The organism is Dokdonella sp. GW821-FHT11D02 (assembly GCF_058808595.1).
On sequence record NZ_CM179520.1, the window covers coordinates 1,834,334 to 1,853,536 of the forward strand.

The 19,203-nt window shown below is 66.1% G+C and carries 16 protein-coding genes; 12 read left to right on the forward strand and 4 right to left on the reverse strand.

What is annotated here, in order from left to right; translation table 11 throughout:
* Positions 1–5: 5 nt before the first annotated feature.
* The 4 genes from AC3QL3_RS07705 to recJ all read left to right on the forward strand — a co-directional run bounded on the left by AC3QL3_RS07705 (position 6) and on the right by recJ (position 5,978).
* On the forward strand, positions 6–407 hold the full coding sequence (locus AC3QL3_RS07705; protein WP_492897793.1) for a hypothetical protein: 402 nt from the start codon (positions 6–8) through the stop codon (positions 405–407).
* Complete coding sequence (gene carB, locus AC3QL3_RS07710) at positions 391–3,615, forward strand: carbamoyl-phosphate synthase large subunit (protein ID WP_492897794.1); 3,225 nt, start codon at positions 391–393, stop codon at positions 3,613–3,615. The genes AC3QL3_RS07705 and carB overlap by 17 nt, the downstream gene beginning before the upstream one ends.
* Entirely contained in the window at positions 3,612–4,091 is a 480-nt protein-coding gene (greA, locus tag AC3QL3_RS07715; RefSeq protein WP_492897795.1) for a transcription elongation factor GreA, read from the forward strand. The genes carB and greA overlap by 4 nt, the downstream gene beginning before the upstream one ends.
* Positions 4,092–4,166: 75 nt before the next feature.
* Positions 4,167–5,978 (forward strand): single-stranded-DNA-specific exonuclease RecJ, encoded by a 1,812-nt coding sequence (recJ, locus tag AC3QL3_RS07720; RefSeq protein ID WP_492897796.1) that lies wholly within the window; start codon positions 4,167–4,169, stop codon positions 5,976–5,978.
* Between the two features lie 13 nt (positions 5,979–5,991).
* Here recJ and AC3QL3_RS07725 read toward each other — a convergent pair whose 3' ends face one another.
* A complete protein-coding gene (locus AC3QL3_RS07725; RefSeq protein ID WP_492897797.1) occupies positions 5,992–6,933 on the reverse strand; it encodes a LysR substrate-binding domain-containing protein in 942 nt (313 codons plus the stop codon).
* Positions 6,934–7,025: 92 nt separating this feature from the next.
* Between AC3QL3_RS07725 and AC3QL3_RS07730 the strand changes: the two genes are divergently transcribed.
* The 6 genes from AC3QL3_RS07730 (at position 7,026) to AC3QL3_RS07755 (ending at position 15,041) form a co-directional block, all read left to right on the forward strand.
* Positions 7,026–8,102, forward strand: coding sequence for a hypothetical protein (locus AC3QL3_RS07730; RefSeq protein ID WP_492897798.1), 1,077 nt, complete (start codon positions 7,026–7,028; stop codon positions 8,100–8,102).
* Between the two features lie 96 nt (positions 8,103–8,198).
* Positions 8,199–9,324, forward strand: a protein-coding gene (gene prfB, locus AC3QL3_RS07735) for a peptide chain release factor 2 (RefSeq protein ID WP_492897799.1) whose coding sequence is annotated in 2 segments (ribosomal slippage) — positions 8,199–8,273 and positions 8,275–9,324 — 1,125 coding nt in all. Because the reading frame shifts where the segments join, the coding sequence is not laid out codon by codon here.
* A gap of 63 nt (positions 9,325–9,387) precedes the next feature.
* On the forward strand, positions 9,388–10,044 hold the full coding sequence (locus tag AC3QL3_RS07740; RefSeq protein WP_492897800.1) for a DUF998 domain-containing protein: 657 nt from the start codon (positions 9,388–9,390) through the stop codon (positions 10,042–10,044).
* Between the two features lie 16 nt (positions 10,045–10,060).
* Entirely contained in the window at positions 10,061–11,572 is a 1,512-nt protein-coding gene (lysS, locus tag AC3QL3_RS07745) for a lysine--tRNA ligase (protein WP_492897801.1), read from the forward strand.
* Between the two features lie 222 nt (positions 11,573–11,794).
* Positions 11,795–12,847 carry an HD domain-containing phosphohydrolase gene (locus AC3QL3_RS07750; RefSeq protein ID WP_492897802.1) on the forward strand — a complete coding sequence of 351 codons (1,053 nt, stop codon included), beginning with the start codon at positions 11,795–11,797 and terminating at the stop codon, positions 12,845–12,847.
* Positions 12,848–12,878: 31 nt separating this feature from the next.
* A complete protein-coding gene (locus AC3QL3_RS07755; RefSeq protein WP_492897803.1) occupies positions 12,879–15,041 on the forward strand; it encodes an ATP-binding protein in 2,163 nt (720 codons plus the stop codon).
* A gap of 39 nt (positions 15,042–15,080) precedes the next feature.
* Here AC3QL3_RS07755 and AC3QL3_RS07760 read toward each other — a convergent pair whose 3' ends face one another.
* Positions 15,081–16,016: a crotonase/enoyl-CoA hydratase family protein gene (locus AC3QL3_RS07760; protein ID WP_492897804.1), complete on the reverse strand. Its 936-nt coding sequence runs from the start codon at positions 16,014–16,016 to the stop codon at positions 15,081–15,083.
* Positions 16,017–16,258: 242 nt separating this feature from the next.
* On the opposite strand from AC3QL3_RS07760, the gene AC3QL3_RS07765 reads away from it, so the two are divergent.
* Complete coding sequence (locus AC3QL3_RS07765) at positions 16,259–16,567, forward strand: PilZ domain-containing protein (RefSeq protein WP_492897805.1); 309 nt, start codon at positions 16,259–16,261, stop codon at positions 16,565–16,567.
* A 34-nt stretch (positions 16,568–16,601) separates the two neighbouring features.
* Here the strand turns inward: AC3QL3_RS07765 and AC3QL3_RS07770 are convergent, their stop codons facing one another.
* Entirely contained in the window at positions 16,602–18,293 is a 1,692-nt protein-coding gene (locus tag AC3QL3_RS07770; protein WP_492897806.1) for a long-chain-fatty-acid--CoA ligase, read from the reverse strand.
* A gap of 145 nt (positions 18,294–18,438) precedes the next feature.
* Here AC3QL3_RS07770 and AC3QL3_RS07775 point away from each other — a divergent pair, with 145 nt between their 5' ends.
* Entirely contained in the window at positions 18,439–18,864 is a 426-nt protein-coding gene (locus AC3QL3_RS07775; RefSeq protein WP_492897807.1) for a nuclear transport factor 2 family protein, read from the forward strand.
* A 34-nt stretch (positions 18,865–18,898) separates the two neighbouring features.
* Here the strand turns inward: AC3QL3_RS07775 and AC3QL3_RS07780 are convergent, their stop codons facing one another.
* A complete protein-coding gene (locus AC3QL3_RS07780) occupies positions 18,899–19,123 on the reverse strand; it encodes a hypothetical protein (protein ID WP_492897808.1) in 225 nt (74 codons plus the stop codon).
* Positions 19,124–19,203 lie beyond the last annotated feature (80 nt).

Here is a 19,203-nt window from a genome sequence, read left to right on the forward strand (position 1 = left end):
ACGACATGACTTCGAACGCGAAACTGAAATGTGCCTTGGCCCTGGCCCTGCTCGCCGCAGCGACGACCGCCGTCGCCGCAGCGCCGGCCGCGAAACCCGCGGCGCCCGCGGTGAAAGAGTCGAAAGAATCGAAAGAGGCGAAGCCGGCCGCTCCCGCCGCGCGCCCGGTCAACTACGAGGAATTGGAACAGCAGATCGGTGCCGAGATCTCGGTGGAGACCACGCTCAACACCGTGCGTCGCGGCATCCTGATCAAGTACACCAATCCGACCCTGACCTTGAAGCTCGGTCCGCAGATGGGTTCGATCGATTTCAGCGTGCCGCGCGACAGCGTGCGCAGCATCACCTTGATCACGCCGGCGCCGCCGCCGGCCGCGCCGGGAAGCAGCAGTGCCAAAAAGAACTGATCTCAAGACCATCCTGATCATCGGCGCCGGCCCGATCGTCATCGGCCAGGCCTGCGAGTTCGACTATTCCGGCGCGCAGGCCTGCAAGGCGCTCAAGCAGGAAGGCTACCGCGTCGTCCTGGTCAACTCGAACCCCGCCACGATCATGACCGATCCGGAAACGGCGGACGCGGTCTACATCGAGCCGATCAACTGGCGCACGGTCGAGAAGATCATCGCCAAGGAAAAGCCCGACGCGTTGCTGCCGACGATGGGCGGCCAGACCGCGCTCAACTGCGCGCTCGACCTGGCCGATCACGGTGTGCTGGAGCGCTACGGCGTCGAGCTGATCGGCGCTTCGCGCGATGCGATCCGCATGGCCGAGGACCGCGAGCTGTTCCGCGTCGCGATGAAGGACATCGGCCTCGAGTGTCCGCGCGCCGAAGTCGTGCGTTCGTTCGAGCAGGCGGTGGAGGCGCAGGCCAAGGTCGGCTATCCGACCATCATCCGCCCCAGCTTCACCCTCGGCGGCAGCGGCGGCGGCATCGCCTACAACCGCGAGGAGTTCGAGGAGATCGTCAAGCGTGGTCTCGATCTGTCGCCGGTGCACGAAGTGCTGGTCGAGGAATCGGTGCTGGGCTGGAAAGAATTCGAGATGGAAGTGGTCCGCGACACGGCGGACAACTGCATCATCGTCTGCTCGATCGAGAACCTCGATCCAATGGGCGTGCACACCGGCGATTCGATCACGGTGGCGCCGGCGCAGACTCTGACCGACAAGGAATACCAGCGCCTGCGCGATGCCTCGATCGCCGTGCTGCGCAAGATCGGCGTCGACACCGGCGGCTCCAACGTGCAGTTCGGCGTCAACGCCGAGGACGGCCGCGTGGTGGTGATCGAGATGAATCCGCGCGTGTCGCGTTCGTCCGCGCTGGCGTCGAAGGCGACCGGATTTCCGATCGCCAAAGTCGCAGCCAAGCTCGCGATCGGCTACACGCTCGACGAGCTGAAGAACGAAATCACCGGCGGCAAGACGCCGGCTTCGTTCGAGCCGGCGATCGACTACGTCGTGACCAAGATTCCGCGCTTCGCGTTCGAGAAATTCCCGGCCGCCGACTCGCGCCTGACCACGCAGATGAAGTCGGTCGGCGAAGTCATGGCGATCGGCCGTACCTTCCAGGAATCGCTGCAGAAAGCGTTGCGTGGCCTCGAGACCGGCAAGAACGGACTCAGCCCGAGCAAGCTCGACACCGTCAGCGCCGAAGGCCGCGCCGCGTTGAAGCGCGAGCTGAAAGAGCCGGGGCCGGACCGCGTGTTCTACGTGGCCGACGCGTTCCGCGCCGGGCTCTCGCAGGAGGACGTCTATGCGCTGACGCGCATCGATCCGTGGTTCCTCGCGCAAATCGAGAACCTCGTGCGCGTGGAGGGCGAGATCAAGGCCGGCGGCCTCGCCGCGCTCGACGCCGCGCGCATGCTGCGCCTCAAGCGCAAGGGTTTCTCCGACGCGCGCCTGGCCGAGCTGGTCGGCACCGACGAGAACGCCGTGCGCGCGCTGCGCCGCGCGTTCAACGTGCGGCCGGTGTACAAGCGCGTCGATTCCTGCGCCGCCGAGTTCGCCACCACCACCGCGTACCTGTACTCGACCTACGAGGAAGAGTGCGAAGCCGAACCGACCACGCGCGAGAAGATCGTCGTGCTCGGCGGCGGACCGAATCGCATCGGCCAAGGCATCGAGTTCGACTACTGCTGCGTGCATGCCGCGCTCGCCCTGCGCGAGGACGGCTATGAAACGATCATGGTCAACTGCAACCCGGAGACGGTCTCGACCGACTACGACACCTCCGACCGCTTGTACTTCGAGCCGCTGACCTTGGAAGACGTGCTCGAGATCGTCGACAAGGAAAAACCCAAGGGCGTGATCGTGCAGTACGGCGGGCAAACCCCGCTCAAGCTGGCGCGTGCGCTGGAAGCGGCCGGCGTGCCGATCATCGGCACCAGCCCGGACAGCATCGACCTCGCCGAGGATCGCGAGCGCTTCCAGAAGCTGATCGAAAAGCTCGCTCTGACGCAGCCGCCGAACCGCACCGCGCGCAACGCCGACGAAGCGCTCGCGTTGGCGCGTGAGATCGGCTATCCGCTGGTGGTGCGGCCGAGCTACGTGCTCGGCGGCCGCGCGATGGAAATCGTGCACGACGACGCCGATCTTTCGCGCTACATCCGCGACGCGGTGCGCGTGTCGGAATCCTCACCGGTGCTGCTCGATCGTTTCCTCGATCACGCCGGTGAAGTCGACGTCGACATCGTCGCCGACGCCGCCGGCAACGTGCTGATCGGCGGCGTGATGGAACACATCGAAGAAGCCGGCGTGCATTCGGGCGATTCCTCCTGCTCGCTGCCGCCGTACTCGCTCTCGCCCGCGCTGCAGGACGAGTTGCGCCGGCAGGTGACGATGCTCGCGCGTGAGTTGAACGTGATCGGCCTGATGAACACGCAGTTCGCGATCCAGGGCGAGCAGGTGTTCGTGCTCGAAGTGAACCCGCGCGCCTCGCGCACGGTGCCGTTCGTGGCGAAGGCGACCGGCGTCGCGCTGGCCAAGATCGCGGCGCGCTGCATGGTCGGTCAGTCGCTGGCCGCGCAGGGCGCCACGCGCGAAGTGGTGCCGGACTACTACTCGGTGAAGGAAGCAATCTTCCCGTTCCTGAAGTTCCAGAACGTCGATCCAATCCTCGGCCCCGAGATGCGCTCGACCGGCGAGGTGATGGGTGTGGGGCGCAGCTTCGGCGCCGCCTTCGCACGCGCGCACGAGGCCGCCGGCATCGGTGCGCCGGCGCCGGGCAAGGCGTTCATCTCGGTGCGCGATTCGGACAAGGAGCTCTTGCTCGAGATCGCCCGCGATCTGATCCGGCGCGGTTTCGGCCTGGTCGCCACCGGCGGCACCCACGTCTATCTGCAGGAGCACGGCATCGCCTGCGAGCGCGTCAACAAGGTGCTCGAGGGGCGGCCGCACATCGTCGACTTGATCAAGAACGGCGAGATCGCCTTCATCGTCAACACCACCGAAGGCAAGCAGGCGATCGCCGACTCGTTCTCGATCCGGCGCGAGGCGCTGCAGCAGCGCGTGACTTATTCGACCACCGTCAGCGGAGCCAAGGCGCTGCTGCATTCATTGGACTTCCGCAGCAGCGCTGAGGTAAACAGCCTGCAGGAACTGCACCGAGAGCTGGCATGAATCGACCGCCGATGACGAAGAAGGGTGCCGAGCGCCTGCGCACGGAACTGGATCGTCTGAAATCGCAGGAACGCCCGCGCATCATCGCGGCGATCGCCGAAGCGCGCGCGCACGGCGATCTGAAGGAGAACGCGGAGTATCACGCCGCACGCGAAATGCAGGGTTTCATCGAAGGCCGCATCAACGAGTTGGAAGGCGCGCTGTCGCAGGCCGAAGTGATCGACGTGTCGAGGCTGTCCGCCGGCAAGCGCATCGTGTTCGGCGCTATCGTCGACCTGGCCGACGAGGATTCGGGCGACGAAGTGAGCTACCAGATCGTCGGCGACCTCGAGGCCGACATCAAGCAGCGCCTGATCTCGGTATCTTCGCCGTTCGCGCGCGCGCTGATCGGCAAGAGCGAGGGCGACAGTTTCGAATTCCAGGCGCCCAACGGCACGCGCAATTACGAAATCACCGGCGTGCGGTACGAGACTTGACACTCGTGCCGCGGCACCTGCGCCTGCCGCGTCCGCTGCGGAACACGCCGACCTCGCCGCCGTGAGCGCGCGAGCATGAAACCGGTCGAAATTCGGCGGCGCTCCGTTCCCGCTTCGGCCGCATGGCCCACCGACCTGCATCCCTTGCTCGCGCGCGTCTATGCGGCGCGCGGCATCGCACCGTCGGATCTGGCGCGTCAGCGCCTCGTACACCTCGTCACGCCCGATCGGCTCGGCGGACTCGATCGCGCCTGCGAGTTGTTGGCCGAAGCGATCGCGCGCGATCTGCGTATTTGCGTGGTCGGCGATTTCGATGCCGACGGCGCTACCGGCACCGCTGTCGCCATACGCGGTCTGCGCTTGCTCGGCGCGCGCAACCTCGGCTATCGCGTACCCAATCGCGCGCGCGAAGGCTACGGCCTATCCGCCGCCTTGGTCGAATCGCTGGCGGCGACGGATCGGCCCGATCTGATCCTGACCGTCGACAACGGCATCGTCAGCCATGCCGGCGTCGCCGCGGCGAACGCATACGGCATTCGCGTGATCGTGACCGATCATCATCTGCCGGGCGCCGACCTGCCGGCGGCGCATGCGATCGTCAATCCGCTGCTGATGCAGGCCTCCGGTTCGAGCGCGGCGGGTGCTGCCGATCTGCACCATCTCGCCGGCGTCGGCGTGATGTTCTATCTGCTGCTCGCGCTGCGCGCGCAGCTGCGCAGGCAAGGCCGCTTCGTCGCCGCTGAAGAGCGCGATCGAGACAGGTCGCTTCTGAATTTCCGTGACCAGGACGCGCGCAAAAACACCGAACCCGATCTTGCCGTACTGCTCGATCTGGTCGCGCTCGGCACCGTCGCCGACTTGGTGCCACTCGATGCGAACAACCGCATCCTGGTCGCCGCCGGCTTGAAACGGATTCGCGCAGGGCAAGCCTGTGCCGGGATTGCGGCGCTTTATCGCAGCGCCAAACGCGATCCCGCGCGCGCGATCGCGGCCGACCTCGGCTTCGCGCTCGGTCCGCGCATCAACGCGGCTGGAAGGCTCGAGGACATGAGCCTGGGCATCGAGTGCCTGCTCACGGACGATCCCGCGCGCGCCGATCGGTTGGCGGCGGAACTGTCGGAGATCAACGCGCAGCGGCAGGGTCTGCAGACGGCGATGGTCGAGCAGGGCGAGGCGATGGCGGCCGCTTTTCTCGCGCGCCATCGTGCGGACGACCTGCCTTACGGCATCGTGCTGTACGAGCCGGAGTGGCATCCGGGTGTGGTCGGCCTGGTCGCTTCGAAGTTGAAGGAACGCTTGCATCGGCCGGTGATCGCTTGCGCGCCGGCGGACGAGGGCAGCCGCGAACTGCGTGCGTCGGCACGTTCGATTTCCGGCTTCCATCTGCGCGACGCCTTGGCCGAGGTCGACGCCAGCTGCCCGGACTTGATCGTGCGCTTCGGCGGACACGCGATGGCCGCCGGATTGACGATCGCGGCGGAGAACCTTGCACGCTTCGCCGCCGAGTTCGACGCGGTCGCGCGCCGCCGCATCGACGCGCAGGCGCTGGAGCGTTTCGTCTGGAGCGACGGCGAACTCGCCGCCGACGAGTTCGCCGCGCAAGCCGCGCAAGCGCTGCGCTATGCCGGCCCGTGGGGGCAGGGCTTCGCCGAGCCGCTGTTCGACAACGTGTTCGAGGTCGAGTCCTGGCGCACGATCGGCGAGCGTCACTTGAAACTCAAGCTACGGCCCGAGCGTCACGCCGAAGCGTTCGATGCTGTTCTGTTCGACGCGCTTGAGTACACGCCGCCGCCGTCGCGCCTGCGTGCGCTGTTCCAGCTCGATTTGAACGAATGGAACGGCCGCGAGAGCCTGCAGTTGTTGTTGAAGCAAATCGAGCCGGCCTAGATCGCGCCGCCGATCAAGCTACAGGCGCGACGATCGTCGCGTCGCGAATGAACGAGCGCGCCTGTTCGCGATCGCGTTCCGCTTCGGCCGCGATCCAGTCGCGGAATGCGGCGATCTTGCGGCTGCCTTCGCGCGCCACCGGGTAGGCGAACCAGAAGCGGCGGCCGTCGCCGACCACTCGGCGATGCGCCGGCACGAGGCGGCCGGCATCGATGTCGGCGCGGAACAGGATCGGCGAGCCGATCGCGATGCCTTGGCCGGCGATGGCCGCTGCGATGTCGAGATACTCCGCCGACAGCAGCGGACCGAACCGATATGTAGCAGGCACGGCCGTGTGGCCGCCGGCGCGATACCACAGCGCCCACCAGTCGGGGCGGCCGAGCAGGGGTACCTCGATCGGCTCGCCGTGCTCCAGCGCCTGCGCCGCCTCGCGCAATGCGGGTGCGCACAGCGGCATGAACAGGCTCGGGAAGAGTTCGTGCGTGCGCAGGCCGGGCCAGCGGCCATTGCCGTTGCGGACGGCCGCATCGAAATGTCCGCCGGCCAAATCCTTCGCCTCGGGCGAGAGATCGAGCTGCAACGCGATGTCGGGATGTCTGCCGCGAAACCGACCCAGCCGCGGCGTCAGCCAGCTGGTGCCGAAACTGGGCAGCGCGGTCAGCGACAAATGCGCCTCTTCGGCGGCCGAGGCGGATAGAAAACTCGCGCGCAAGGCCTCGAACGCGGCGCTCGCTTCCTGCGCCACGCGCGCACCCGATTCGGTCAGCTGCACGCGCTGGGCGAAGCGCAGGAACAGGCGCACTCCGGTTTCGCGTTCGAGCGAACGCACGTGATAGCTGACCGCCGCGGCGCTGGTGTCGAGTTCCTGCGCCGCCTTGGCGAAACTGCCGTGGCGAGCGGCCGCTTCGAACGCGCGGATCGAAGCGAGGGAGGGGAGTCGGCGTGCGGCGACCATAAGTCCAGTTTAGCCTTTTGCCGCATTTTCGCGTTGTCGGCGGCGCCCGCGCCCGCGCACGCTAGGCGCCTGCCCGCCTGCGAGTAGCTCTGATGACCCTGCACACGCGCCGCCGCTTCCTTGGAACCCTCGCCTGTGCCGGCGGCGCGCTCGCCTGGCCGTGGCGGCCGTCCGTTGCGGCCGCGGCCACGTCCTGCGATCCGGCCGCTCACGCACACGACTGGGACTGGCTGGTCGGCAACTGGGACGTCCGCCATCGGCGCCTGAAAGAGCGGCTGGTCGGCGACACGCATTGGGAGGAATTCGCCGGCAAGAGTGTCTTGTGGCTGGCGATGGACGGGCTCGCCACGATCGACGACAACATCGTGGAGTTGCCCGCAGGCACGTATCGCGGACTGACCGTGCGCACGTACGACGCGGCATCGGACCAATGGTCGATCTGGTGGGTCGACGGGCGCGAGCCGAGCCAAATCGACGTGCCGGTGCGCGGCCGTTTCGAGCGCGGCGTCGGCACCTTCCTCGGCCGCGCGAGCTTCAAGGATCGGCCGATCCTGATGCGGTTTCGCTGGCGCGACCTGCACGGGCCGCGTCCGTGGTGGGAGCAGGCGTTTTCCGCCGACGACGGCAAGAGCTGGGAGATCAACTGGCGCAACTGGTTCACGCGCACCGCGGCCGAACCGAGCGGGCTGGCCGCGTCGGCGGATGCGCCGCGCGATTTCGCTTTCCTCGCCGGTCGCTGGAATGTGCGTCACCGTCGTTTGCGCCAGCGTCTGGTCGGCAGCACGCAGTGGGACGAGTTCGACGGCACCCTGCTGAATCGGCCGGTGCTCGGCGGTCACGGCAACATCGGCGACAACGTCATGCATTTGCCGAGCGGCACGATTCGCGGCCTCGGCCTGCGCACCTTCGATGCCGCCTCGAAACAATGGTCGAGCTGGTGGTTGGACGGTCGCTCTCCCGCCGCATTCACCGCGCCCCTGCGCGGCGGCTTCGCCGACGGTGTCGCCACGATGCTCGGCGAGGACACGCTCGAGGGACGCGCGATCCGCACGCGCGTGGTGTGGTCGGAAATCACTGCGAACTCGGCACGCTGGGAGCAGGCCGCATCCGCCGACGGCGGCAAGACCTGGGAGACGAACTGGATCAGCAAGTTCGAGCGCGCAATGTGAGCCGTCGGAAACCCAACGTATTGCAGCCGCCTCAGCTACTCGTGGTGCTGCTTCTGCTGCTATTCTTGCCGGCCGATTTTCCGACTGTGCCGCATCATGATCGAGACCAATCCGATCCATTCGCGTATCGCCGACCTGAAGCAGCGGGTGGCGTCGCTTAGGGGGTATCTTTGACTTCGAGACGAAAGCAGAACGTCTCGAAGAAGTTTCGCGCGAACTGGAAAACCCCGACATCTGGGACAACCCGCAGCGCGCGCAAGAGCTGGGCAAGGAACGCGCGCAGCTCGATCGCATCGTCGGCGGCATCCGCAGCCTGAGCGAAGGTCTGGCCGAAGCCGGCGACCTGCTCGACCTCGCCGTCGCCGAGAGCGACGAGAGCACCGCGGTGGCGGTTTCCGCTGACGTCGAGCGGTTGGCCAAGGAGGTCGATCAGCTCGAATTCCAACGCATGTTCTCCGGCGAGATGGACGGCGCCAACGCGTTCGTCGACATCCAAGCCGGCGCCGGCGGTACCGAGGCGCAGGACTGGGCCGAAATGCTGTTGCGTATGTATCTGCGCTGGGCCGAGGCGCGCGGCTGGAAGACGGAGCTGCTGGAAGCGTCGGCCGGCGAAGTGGCCGGTATCAAGAGCGCGACCTTCCGTATCGAGGGCGATCACGCCTACGGATGGCTGAAGACCGAGATCGGCGTGCACCGCCTGGTGCGCAAATCGCCGTTCGACTCCGACAACCGCCGCCACACCAGCTTCACCTCGGTGTTCGTCTCGCCCGAAGTCGACGACGACATCGACATCGAGATCAATCCGGCCGACCTCAAGACCGACGTCTATCGCTCCTCCGGCGCCGGCGGCCAGCACGTCAACAAGACCGAGTCGGCGGTGCGCATCACGCACGTGCCGAGCGGGGTCGTGGTCGCCTGCCAGACCGAGCGCTCGCAGCACGCCAACCGCGATCGCGCGATGAAGATGCTGAAGGCCAAGCTGTACGAGCTCGAGGTGCGCAAGCGCAACGCTGAGAAGGACGCGTTGGAGGCGACCAAGTCCGATATCGGCTGGGGCAGCCAGATCCGCAACTACGTGCTCGATCAGTCGCGCATCAAGGATCTGCGCACCGGCATCGAGCGCACCGATACGCAGAAGGTGCTCGACGGCGATCTCGACGAATTCGTCGAAGCGAGCCTGAAGGCCGGGCTCGAAGCCGGTGCCAAGCGCGTCGACGCCTGAGGCGCGCGGCGGCGAGGGCGATGCAATGCGCCGCCCTTGCATGAGCCGCGTTACTCTTGACGCATGAACGCGCTAGCCCATAACGCTCCCGCGGCACGCGCACTCGGCGCCATCGGCCTTGCCGGCGTGGCCGCGTTCGTGCTCGTCTGCGGGGCGGCGCAGTTTCTGCGCGCCGATCTCGACTGGACCACCGCGCCGCTCAGCTACTACCTCACCGGCGCTTACGGCGACGGCGTGATCGCAGCTTACCTCGGTCTCGCGCTGGCGCTGGCGGCGATCGGCCTCGGCTTTCGCCGTGTGCTGCAGGGTAGGGCGCGCAGCGTGGCGCCGCTGCTGTTGTTCTGGGTCGCGGCGGTCGCGCTGGTGCTGACCGCGCTGAGCGAGAAGGCGAAGCTGCACGATACGAGCGGCGTCTGGGAGCTGACGCATCTGCTCGCTGCGCAGACCACCTTCCTGTGCGTGACCGTCGCGATGCTGTTGCAGTCGTGGCGCTTGCGCGACGATGCGCGCTGGCGTTCGAGTTGCGCGCCGGCGTTTCTGCTCGCCGCGCTCGCCTTCGCCGCCTTGTGGGTCAACGTGCTGATGCGCGGATTGCCGCGCGGTACGAGCCAGAAAGCGGTGATCGTGCTGATCCTAGCGTGGCTGGGTTGGGCTTCGTTCCGTCTTTGGCGCACGGCGGCGCAGGCGCGCCGCACATCCTCCTTTCCTTCCTCACGTTGATCGAAGTCTTCCGAACATGACCGATGCTGCCGATTCACTGCCCGTCGACGAGAACCGCCTGATCGCCGAGCGCCGCGAGAAACTGCGCGCGCTGCGCGCGCAGGGCGTCGCGTTCCCGAACGATTTCGCGCCCGATGCGCTCGCCGCCGAGCTGCACGCGCAGTTCGAGGGCAAGACGCCCGAGGACGTCGAAGCCGCCGAGCATCGGGTGAAAGTTGCCGGTCGCATCACGAGCAAGCGCGACACCGGCAAGCTCGCCTTCGTACACATCCAGGACGTCAGCAGCCGCATCCAGCTGTTCGTGCAGATCAACGCGGTCGGCGAGGACGTCTACAAAGCGTTCAAGGGCTGGGACATCGGCGACATCGTCGGCGCCGAAGGCCGCATGATGCGCACCAAGACCGGTGAGCTGTCGGTCAGGGTCGACAAGCTGCGCCTGCTGACGAAGTCGCTGCGGCCGCTGCCGGACAAATGGCACGGCCTCGCCGACGTCGAACAGCGTTATCGCCAGCGCTACGTCGACCTGATCGTGACGGCCGAGTCGCGGCGCGTGTTCGAGCTGCGCTCGGCGGTGATCCGGCACATGCGTCAGTGGCTGGAAGCGCCGGCGCGCCGCTTCATGGAAGTGGAAACGCCGATGATGCATCCGATTCCCGGCGGTGCCACGGCCAAGCCGTTCGTGACTCATCACAACGCGCTCGATCTGCAGATGTATCTGCGCGTCGCGCCGGAGCTGTATCTGAAGCGCCTGGTCGTGGGCGGTTTCGAGCGCGTCTACGAAATCAATCGCAATTTCCGTAACGAGGGCGTGTCGACGCGGCACAACCCCGAGTTCACGATGCTGGAGCTGTACCAGGCCTACGCCACCTACAACGAGATCATGGACCTGACCGAAGGCATGATCCGCGACACCGCGCAGGCCACGCTCGGACGCACCGCGCTGACCTGGGAAGGACGCGACATCGACCTCGGGCCGCCGTTCCGGCGCTGGGCGATGGCCGAAGCGGTGCAGCACCACAATCCCGACATCGGCACCCACGAACTGCGTGATCGGGCCGCCTTGGCGCGCCACGCCGAGCGGCTCGGCCTGCACGTGAAGAAGGACTACGGCTGGGGCAAGCTTCTGCTCGAGATCTTCGAAGCGACGGTCGAGGGCACCCTGATCCAGCCGACCTTCATCACGCACTATCCGACCGAAGTCTCGCCGCTGTCGCGCGCGCGCGACGACGACGCCGAGGTGACCGATCGCTTCGAGCTGTTCGTCGGCGCGAAGGAGCTGGCGAACGGCTTCTCCGAACTGAACGACCCGGAAGACCAGGCGCAGCGTTTCCTCGCCCAGGTGCAGGCCAAGGACGCCGGCGACGACGAGGCGATGCACTACGACGCCGACTACATCCGCGCGCTGGAATACGGCATGCCGCCGACCGGCGGGCTGGGCGTGGGCATCGACCGGCTGGTGATGCTGTTCGCCGACGTGCCCTCGATCCGCGACGTGCTGTTGTTCCCGTACATGCGCCCGGAAGCGTGAGCGGCCGGCGTCGGGTACACTTTGTCACATTGCAATGAAGCAACGGCGCCGTAGCCTGGAGTGGTTGTGTTAGCCTACGAAATGGAGCAACAACTCCCGTCAGCATCGTCGCTCGTCGGAACCCTGGAATCGGTCGATCGACGTGAGTGCTCTGGCGCAACAACGGACTGCTTCGAACGGATGGGAACGGGACCGGCCTGAACCAGCCCGCGGAGTGCTCGCGTGAATGTCCTCATCGTCGATGACCAGCCTTCTGCCCGCACGATGCTGCGGCACGTCGTCGAGGCGATCGGCCCCGGCGTGCGCGCGGCGGACTTCGGCAATCCGGTAGAGGCGCTGCGCTGGTCGGAAGGCAATGCCACCGACCTGGTCCTGCTCGATTTCCGCATGCCCGAGATGGACGGGCTCGAGTTCGCGCGCCGCTTTCGCCGCTCCTTGTCACGTCGTGACGTTCCGATCGTGCTGATCAGCGTGGTCGGCGACGAGCCGGTGCGTCAGGCGGCGCTGGAAGCGGGCGTGATCGACTTCCTGGTCAAGCCGGTGCGGCCGCGCGAATTGCGCACGCGCTGCAAGAATCTGCTGCAGCTGCGCCAGCAGGGCGAATCGATCAAGGAACGCGCGCGATCGCTCGAGAGCCGCGTGCTCGAAGGGCTGCACGAGGTCGAGCAGCGCGAGCGCGAAACCCTGTATCGGCTGGCCAAGGCGATCGAATACCGCGACCTCGGCACCGGCATCCATCTCCTGCGCATGTCGCACTACGCCGAGGTCATCGCCGAGGCGCTCGGCATGCCGGACGAAGAGACGCGCATCCTCACGTCGGCCGCGCCGCTGCACGATATCGGCAAGATCGGCATCCCCGACTCGGTGCTGCTCAAGCGCGGCAGCCTGACCGACGAAGAATTCGCGGTCATGCGCAAACACCCGCTGATCGGCTACGAAATCCTGCGCGACAGCCGCAGCCGCTTCGTGCAGATGGGCGCGCTGATCGCGCTGCGGCACCACGAGCGCTGGGACGGCAGCGGCTACCCCGACGGATTGAAGGGTGACGCGATCCCGCTGCCGGCGCGTATCGTCGCGGTCGCCGACGTGTTCGACGCGCTGACCTCGGTACGGCCTTACAAGCCGGCATGGAGCCCGGAGGAGGCGATGGACTACCTAAAAGCCCACCGTGGCACGCTTTTTGATCCCGCTTGCATCGACGTCGTCGTCAACCAGCAGGCACGGATTCTCGAAATCCTGCACGCGAAGCTGGCGCCGCCGGCGCTAGGACTGTAATCGCCAAGCGGCGCTTCGTGGAACCGGTGCGGTGAGCGAACTCCTTTCTGCCATTCTCAAGCGGTATGCGAATCGGCCCGACAGCGAACACCAGCAGGCGCTGGTTCGTCTGATCATCCTGGGGCTGGGGCTGACCTATCTGTCGGGCGTCAGCACGCTGAGCGGCTTCCGCGACACGCCGATGCAGACGGCGTGGGTGATTTCCCTGATCGAGTTCCTGACCGGCCTGGGCATCGTCATCCACATCGGCCTGCATCCGGGCGTGTCCAAGCCGCGCCGGATCGTCGGCATGCTGGCCGACTACAGCATGATGGGCGCGGCCCTGCATCTGATCGGGCAGCCGATCGCGCCGCTGTACGTGGTCTACCTGTGGGTCACCATCGGCAACGGTCTGCGCTACGGCCCGAGCTTCCTGTACGGCGCGGTGTGTCTGGCCGGCATTTCCTTCGCCGCGGTGATCCTGACCACCGACTACTGGCTGCAGAACGCGCCGCTGGCTTGGGGCCTTCTGGTCGGCTTGGTCGCGATACCTGCGTATCTGACCTCGCTGCTGCGCGCGTTGACGCGCGCGACCGACGAGGCGCGCCGCGCGAACGAGGCGAAGAGCCGTTTTCTCGCCAACATGAGCCACGAATTCCGCACGCCGCTGAACGGCGTCGTCGGCATGTCGGAACTGCTCGCCACTACGAAGTTGACCGGCGAGCAGCGCGAGTGCGCCGAGGTCATTCAAGCGTCGGCCAAGGCGCTGTTGGCCCTGGTCGAGGACGTGCTCGACATTTCGGCGATCGAGGTCGGCAAGCTGCGGCGCGTGGAGACGGATTTCCGTCCGTTCGATGTGCTCGACGGCATCCAGACCATGCTGCAGCCGGCGGCGTTGGACAAGGGCATCGCGTTCGATGTGAAGATCGCCGCGGGGGTGCCGTCGGTAGTGCGCGGCGACGGCGACCATCTGCGCCAGATTCTGCTCAACCTGATCCAGAACGCGATCAAGTTCACCGAGGAGGGCGGCGTGGTGGTCTCGGTCGAGCGCATCGGCGAGCCCGGCGCGATCGCGACCCTGCGTTTTTGCGTCACCGACACCGGCATCGGCATTCCGCTGGCGGCGCAGCCGCGGATTTTCGAGGCGTTCGAACAGGCCGACGCCGGCCATGGGCGGCGCTACGGCGGCACCGGCCTCGGCACTACCATCGCCAAATCCCTGGCCGAGATGCTGCGCGGCCGCATTGGCTTTGAAAGTACGGAAGGAAAGGGTTCGACGTTCTGGGTCGAACTGCCGTTCCTGGTTATCGAGGATGGGGCCAAGCCGGCTGCCATGCGCAGCGGCGAGAACGTCATCGCGTTCGACGATCCGTTCGTGCGCCATCGCGCGCGCGTGCGCTCGCTGCGCCTGCTCGTCGCCGACGACCAGCCGGCCAACATCACCGTGCTGTGCCGGCTGCTGGAGAAGGCCGGTCACGACGTGCGCTCCGCTTACGGCGGCGAAGAAGTGCTGACGGCGCTCGAAACCGAGCGCTTCGACGGCGTCATCATCGATCTGCACATGCCCGGCATCAGCGGCCTGGACGTGCTCAAACAAGTGCGCGTGATGGAGTCGGGCCAAATGAGCACGCCCTTCATCGTGCTCAGCGCCGACGCCACCGCCACCGCGATCCGCGCCTGCGAGCAAGCGGGTGTGCATGCGTTCCTGACCAAGCCGGTGGTGCTGAACCGCTTGCTCGAGGCCTTGGCGGATATCGCCATCGGCCGCGGTCAGCCGGTGCCGGCGAGGACGACGTCCGCGCAGGACGGCGTTGCGCCGGCGGCACGCGATCCGCACGACGAGATCGTTTCCGACGAGGTGCTGGCCGAGCTCGCCGATCTGCAGCTCGGCGACAACTTCGTCGGCCTGTTCGTCGGCGAGTGCCTGCGCGATGCGCTCAAGCTGATCGGCGAGCTGGAGAGCAGCGCCGCGGCCGCCAACTGGGTCGTTTTCCGCGATCAGTGCCACGCCTTGAAAGGCGTGGCCGGTAACGTCGGAGCGACACAACTGGCCCTGGCCGCGTCCGAAGCGATGAAACTCGGCACCTGGCAACTCGCGCGCGAAGCGGCCGCGCGAGTGAAGCAGTTGCGCGAGCAGTTGGAAGCCGCTCGCGTGGCATTGAAGAGTTCACGGCCGCTGCCCAGCGCCGGTGCCGAACCGGATCGCATGTTCTGATCTCGGTTTCGTCACGCGACGCGAGCGAGAGGCAAAAGGCTAACGCAGCAAAGCGATCGGCGCAGTGTCCTCCTTCGCTTCCGTGACCGCCGGCTGAGCGCTGCGAATCCTCTGTTGGGCACGCACCAGGCGCTCCATCGTGCGCAAGGACTTGTCGCCGAGCTGCATCGCGGTGTCGACCCAGATTTCGGTGATGTCGGTCAGTTCCTTCAGCGTGATCGGGCGCGCCGCATGGCGTACGCGATTCATCGCCGTGCGCGCGTGCGGGATGCGGTTGTTGCGCTGGATCAGCTCGTGCACGGCGGCGAGGCCTTCGCCCTTGGGCACCAGCACGTCGACCAGGCCCATGCGATGCAGCTCGTCGCTCGTATAGACGGTGCCGTTCAACATCATTTCCTCGGCCACGTGCGGATTGACGCGCTGACACAGGAACGAGAACGCGCCCATGCCGGGGAAGAGGTCGAACATGACCTCCGGAAAGCCCATGCCGACGCCGCTTTCGGCGACGATCGTCTGGCACGACAGCGCGAGTTCTAGGCCGCCGCCGAGGGCGTCGCCTTGCACCAGCGCGACGGTGTGCATGCGGCTGCGCGCAGCCAGCTCGTAGCAGTCGTGCATGCTCCGCACGCACAAGTGCGCGTAGGCCTGCAAATGGTCGCGATTGCGATCTCGAATCAGCCGGGAGAACAGATCCAGATCGCCGCCTAGATTGAACACGTTGGCGTCGGAGGCGATCACCAAATGGGCGAGGCGGTTGTCGCAATTGCCGCCGATCAGCGCAATGCGGTCTTTAACGCGATGCAGGAACTGCTGCATTTCCTTCATCAGAAGGACCGAAAAGCAGGGGCGATACCCCTCGTCGGGCTGTTGGCGCTGTTTGTGCATGAAGAACCAGAAAGCATTCGTGCTCGGGTCTTCTTCGGCGCGCAGCAGGCGGTAGGAGATGTCGCGGTGGATCATTTCAACGGCGGTCATGGCATTACCCTCAAGACAGGACGCCGCTCTTCGATCGCAGGCCGAGCGGCAGACGCTCTGCACCCCTCCAGTGCCCCGGGGAATGGGGCGATCATTGGCAGTTTATCGCAAGTTCAGTTTGGCATTGACAGAACCTTGACATATAAGTAGGAGCGGACCGCGTCGCGCGGATTCGCGACGACGCCACGGCGGGAAGCAAAATGGCGAACGAAGACAATCAAGTTCCGAACCGACCGGCGCGGATGGCGATCCGTTCGGCGATCCTGATGAGCCGCGGCGGCAACGCCTGGAGCAGCGAGATCGAGAACATCTCGGCCACCGGCGTGCTGGTCACGCGGCCGGACGGATGGAGCGGCCAGATCGGGGATCGCTACGTGCTCGACATGCTGATCGGCGACTCGCTCGACATCCACGTCGAAGCGCGGCTGGCGCGCATCACCGACGAACGCCTCGGCTTCGCCTACGAGCGCATTCCCGAGGATCGCGAAACGATGCTGTGGGACCTGCTCGGCGACTACGCCGATCGCTGGGAACCCTATTCGGCGATCTGAGCCGGCGCGTCGCGCGGCCGGCTCGTACAACCGCTCAAGTCGAGCCGTGGTCCGGTGCCGGCTCGCGCAGTTCGCGCCGCAGGATCTTGCCGACGTTGGTCTTGGGCAGCGAATCGCGGAACTCGATGTACTTGGGCAGCTTGTAGCCGGTCAGGTTGGTCTTGCAGTGCTCGCGGATCATCTCGGCGGTGAGATTGGGGTCTTTCTTGACCACGACCAGTTTGACCGCCTCGCCGGATTTCTCGTCCGGCACGCCGATCGCGGCGACTTCGAGCACGCCGGGCAACTGCGCGACGACGTCCTCGACCTCGTTCGGGTAGACGTTGAATCCCGACACCAGAATCATGTCCTTCTTGCGGTCGACGATATAGACGAAACCCTTCTCGTCGATGCGCGCGACGTCGCCGGTGCGCAGCCAGCCGTCGGCGGACAGCACCTTGGCGGTTTCGTCGGGCCGCTTCCAATAGCCCTTCATGACCTGCGGTCCGTACACGCACAGCTCGCCGACTTCGCCGCTCGCCAGCACCTTGCCGTCGTCGTCGCGGATGGTCACGTCGGTCGACGGAATCGGCAGGCCGATCGAACCGTTGTACTCGGGGATGTCGAGCGGGTTGATGCAGACGGCCGGGCAGGTTTCGGTGAGCCCGTAGGCTTCGGCCAAGGTGCAGCCGGTGACCTTCTTCCAGCGGTCGGCCACCGCACGCTGCACTGCCATGCCGCCGCCGAGCGTCAGGCGCAGCTGCGAGAAATCCACTTGGTCGAAACCGGGCGTGTTGAGCAGTCCGGCGAACAGCGTATTGACGCCGGTCAGCGCGGTGAAGCGCGTCGAGCGGATCGTTTTGACGAAGCCGGGCATGTCGCGCGGGTTGGTGATCAGATGGCCGAGCGCGCCGACGCGCGCGAACACGAGGAAGTTCGCCGTCAATGCGAAGATGTGGTACAGCGGCAGCGCCGTGATGACGACTTCTTCGCCTTCGCGCACTTCGGCCGCGATCCAGGCCGAGGCCTGCAGCATGTTGGAGACCATGTTGCGATGGGTCAGCATCGCGCCCTTGGCGAGGCCGGTGGTGCCGCCGGTGTACTGCAGGAAGGCGAGGTCGTCCGGGCCGACATCGGTTTTCGGCAAGGTGCTGGCGGCGCCGCGCCGCAGCGCATCGTTGAAGCGGATTTCGTGCGAAATCGAATAGGCCGGCACCATCTTCTTGACGTGGCGCACGACCAGGTTGGTGATCAGCGATTTCGGGAAACCGAGCAGATCGCCGACGCTGGTGGTGATGACGTGTTTGCACGCCGTTCCGGGCACCACGTCGGCGACGGTCTTGGCGAAATTGTCGAGTACGACTATCGCGCTGGCACCGGAATCCTCGAGCTGATGCTTGAGTTCGCGCGCGGTGTACATCGGATTGGTATTGACGACGGTCAGGCCGGCGCGCAGCACCGCCATGATCGCGATCGGGTACTGCAGCACGTTCGGCATCATCAGCGCGACGCGATCGCCCTTGGCGAGCTTGAGGTCGTTGCGCAGGAACGCGGCGAATTGCGCGCTCAGCCGGTCGAGATCGCCGTAGGTGATCGTCTTGCCCATGTTCGCGAACGCGGGCCGGTGACGGAACCGGTCGCAGCTTTCCTCGAGCAAGGCGGCCACCGAGCGATATTGGCTCGGATCGATTTCGGCCGGGATGCCTTTCGGATAGCTGGCCAGCCAGGGACGTACGTCAATCGTCATGCTCTCCCCCATACTGAACTACGCGCGATGGAACCGGGTTTTGGTTGTTTTTTTGCGGTGGTGCGACTCGATTGCAGCACAACGCCGGAACCAGCGGCAAGCGGCGTTGCAACGTTATGACAGTTTGATCTTTGCGGAGACCATGATGCGTCTTTTACTGGTGTTGCTGTTGCTCTCGCAAGTCGTCGCCTGCTCGCAGCGCGTGCCGGATGCCGAGGCGATCCGCGGCAGCGTCGCTGCGATGGCTGAGGCGGCCGAGGCGAAACGCACCGCCGAGGTGCTCGAACACGTCGCCGCGGATTTCACCGGCAACGACGGCGAACTCGACCGCGCGGGACTCGAACGCATGCTGCGCGCGCGCGTCCTGGCCGCGCAGGCGGTCGGTGTGTCGATCGGAGCGGTCGAGGTCGAGCTGGACGGCGACCGCGCCACCGCACGTTTTGAAATGACCGTGACCGACGGCTCCGGCCGCTGGCTGTCCGGCGGCCGTGCGGTGTTGCAAGTGACGAGCGGTTGGCGCCGTGACGGCGGCGACTGGCACTGCTACAACGCGAAATGGACGCAGGGTTGAGATCTGGCTGCGGTTGGCGTCAACGCCATTCGCATCAGTGTTCGCGGAATCGCGACGAATCGGGGATGTCGCCGGGCAAGCAGTGCTCCGTCGATCGAAATGTGCAACGAAGTCCGAACGGCAGGGTTTTCCAATAGGTCGCCTGCCACGGACGCAATTCGGCCAGCGTTATCGACCCTGCCTCGACCATTTGCCCGGCGGCTTGAGCCCGCAAGTATTTGTCGAGCCACTGCCAGTCCGACGCCTCGATGATCGTCATTCGTTCGAAGGTCGAGCCGTCTTCCGGGGATTCGCAAGTGGGTGCGATGTATCTGTGCCATTGCGGGCGGGCGAACGACT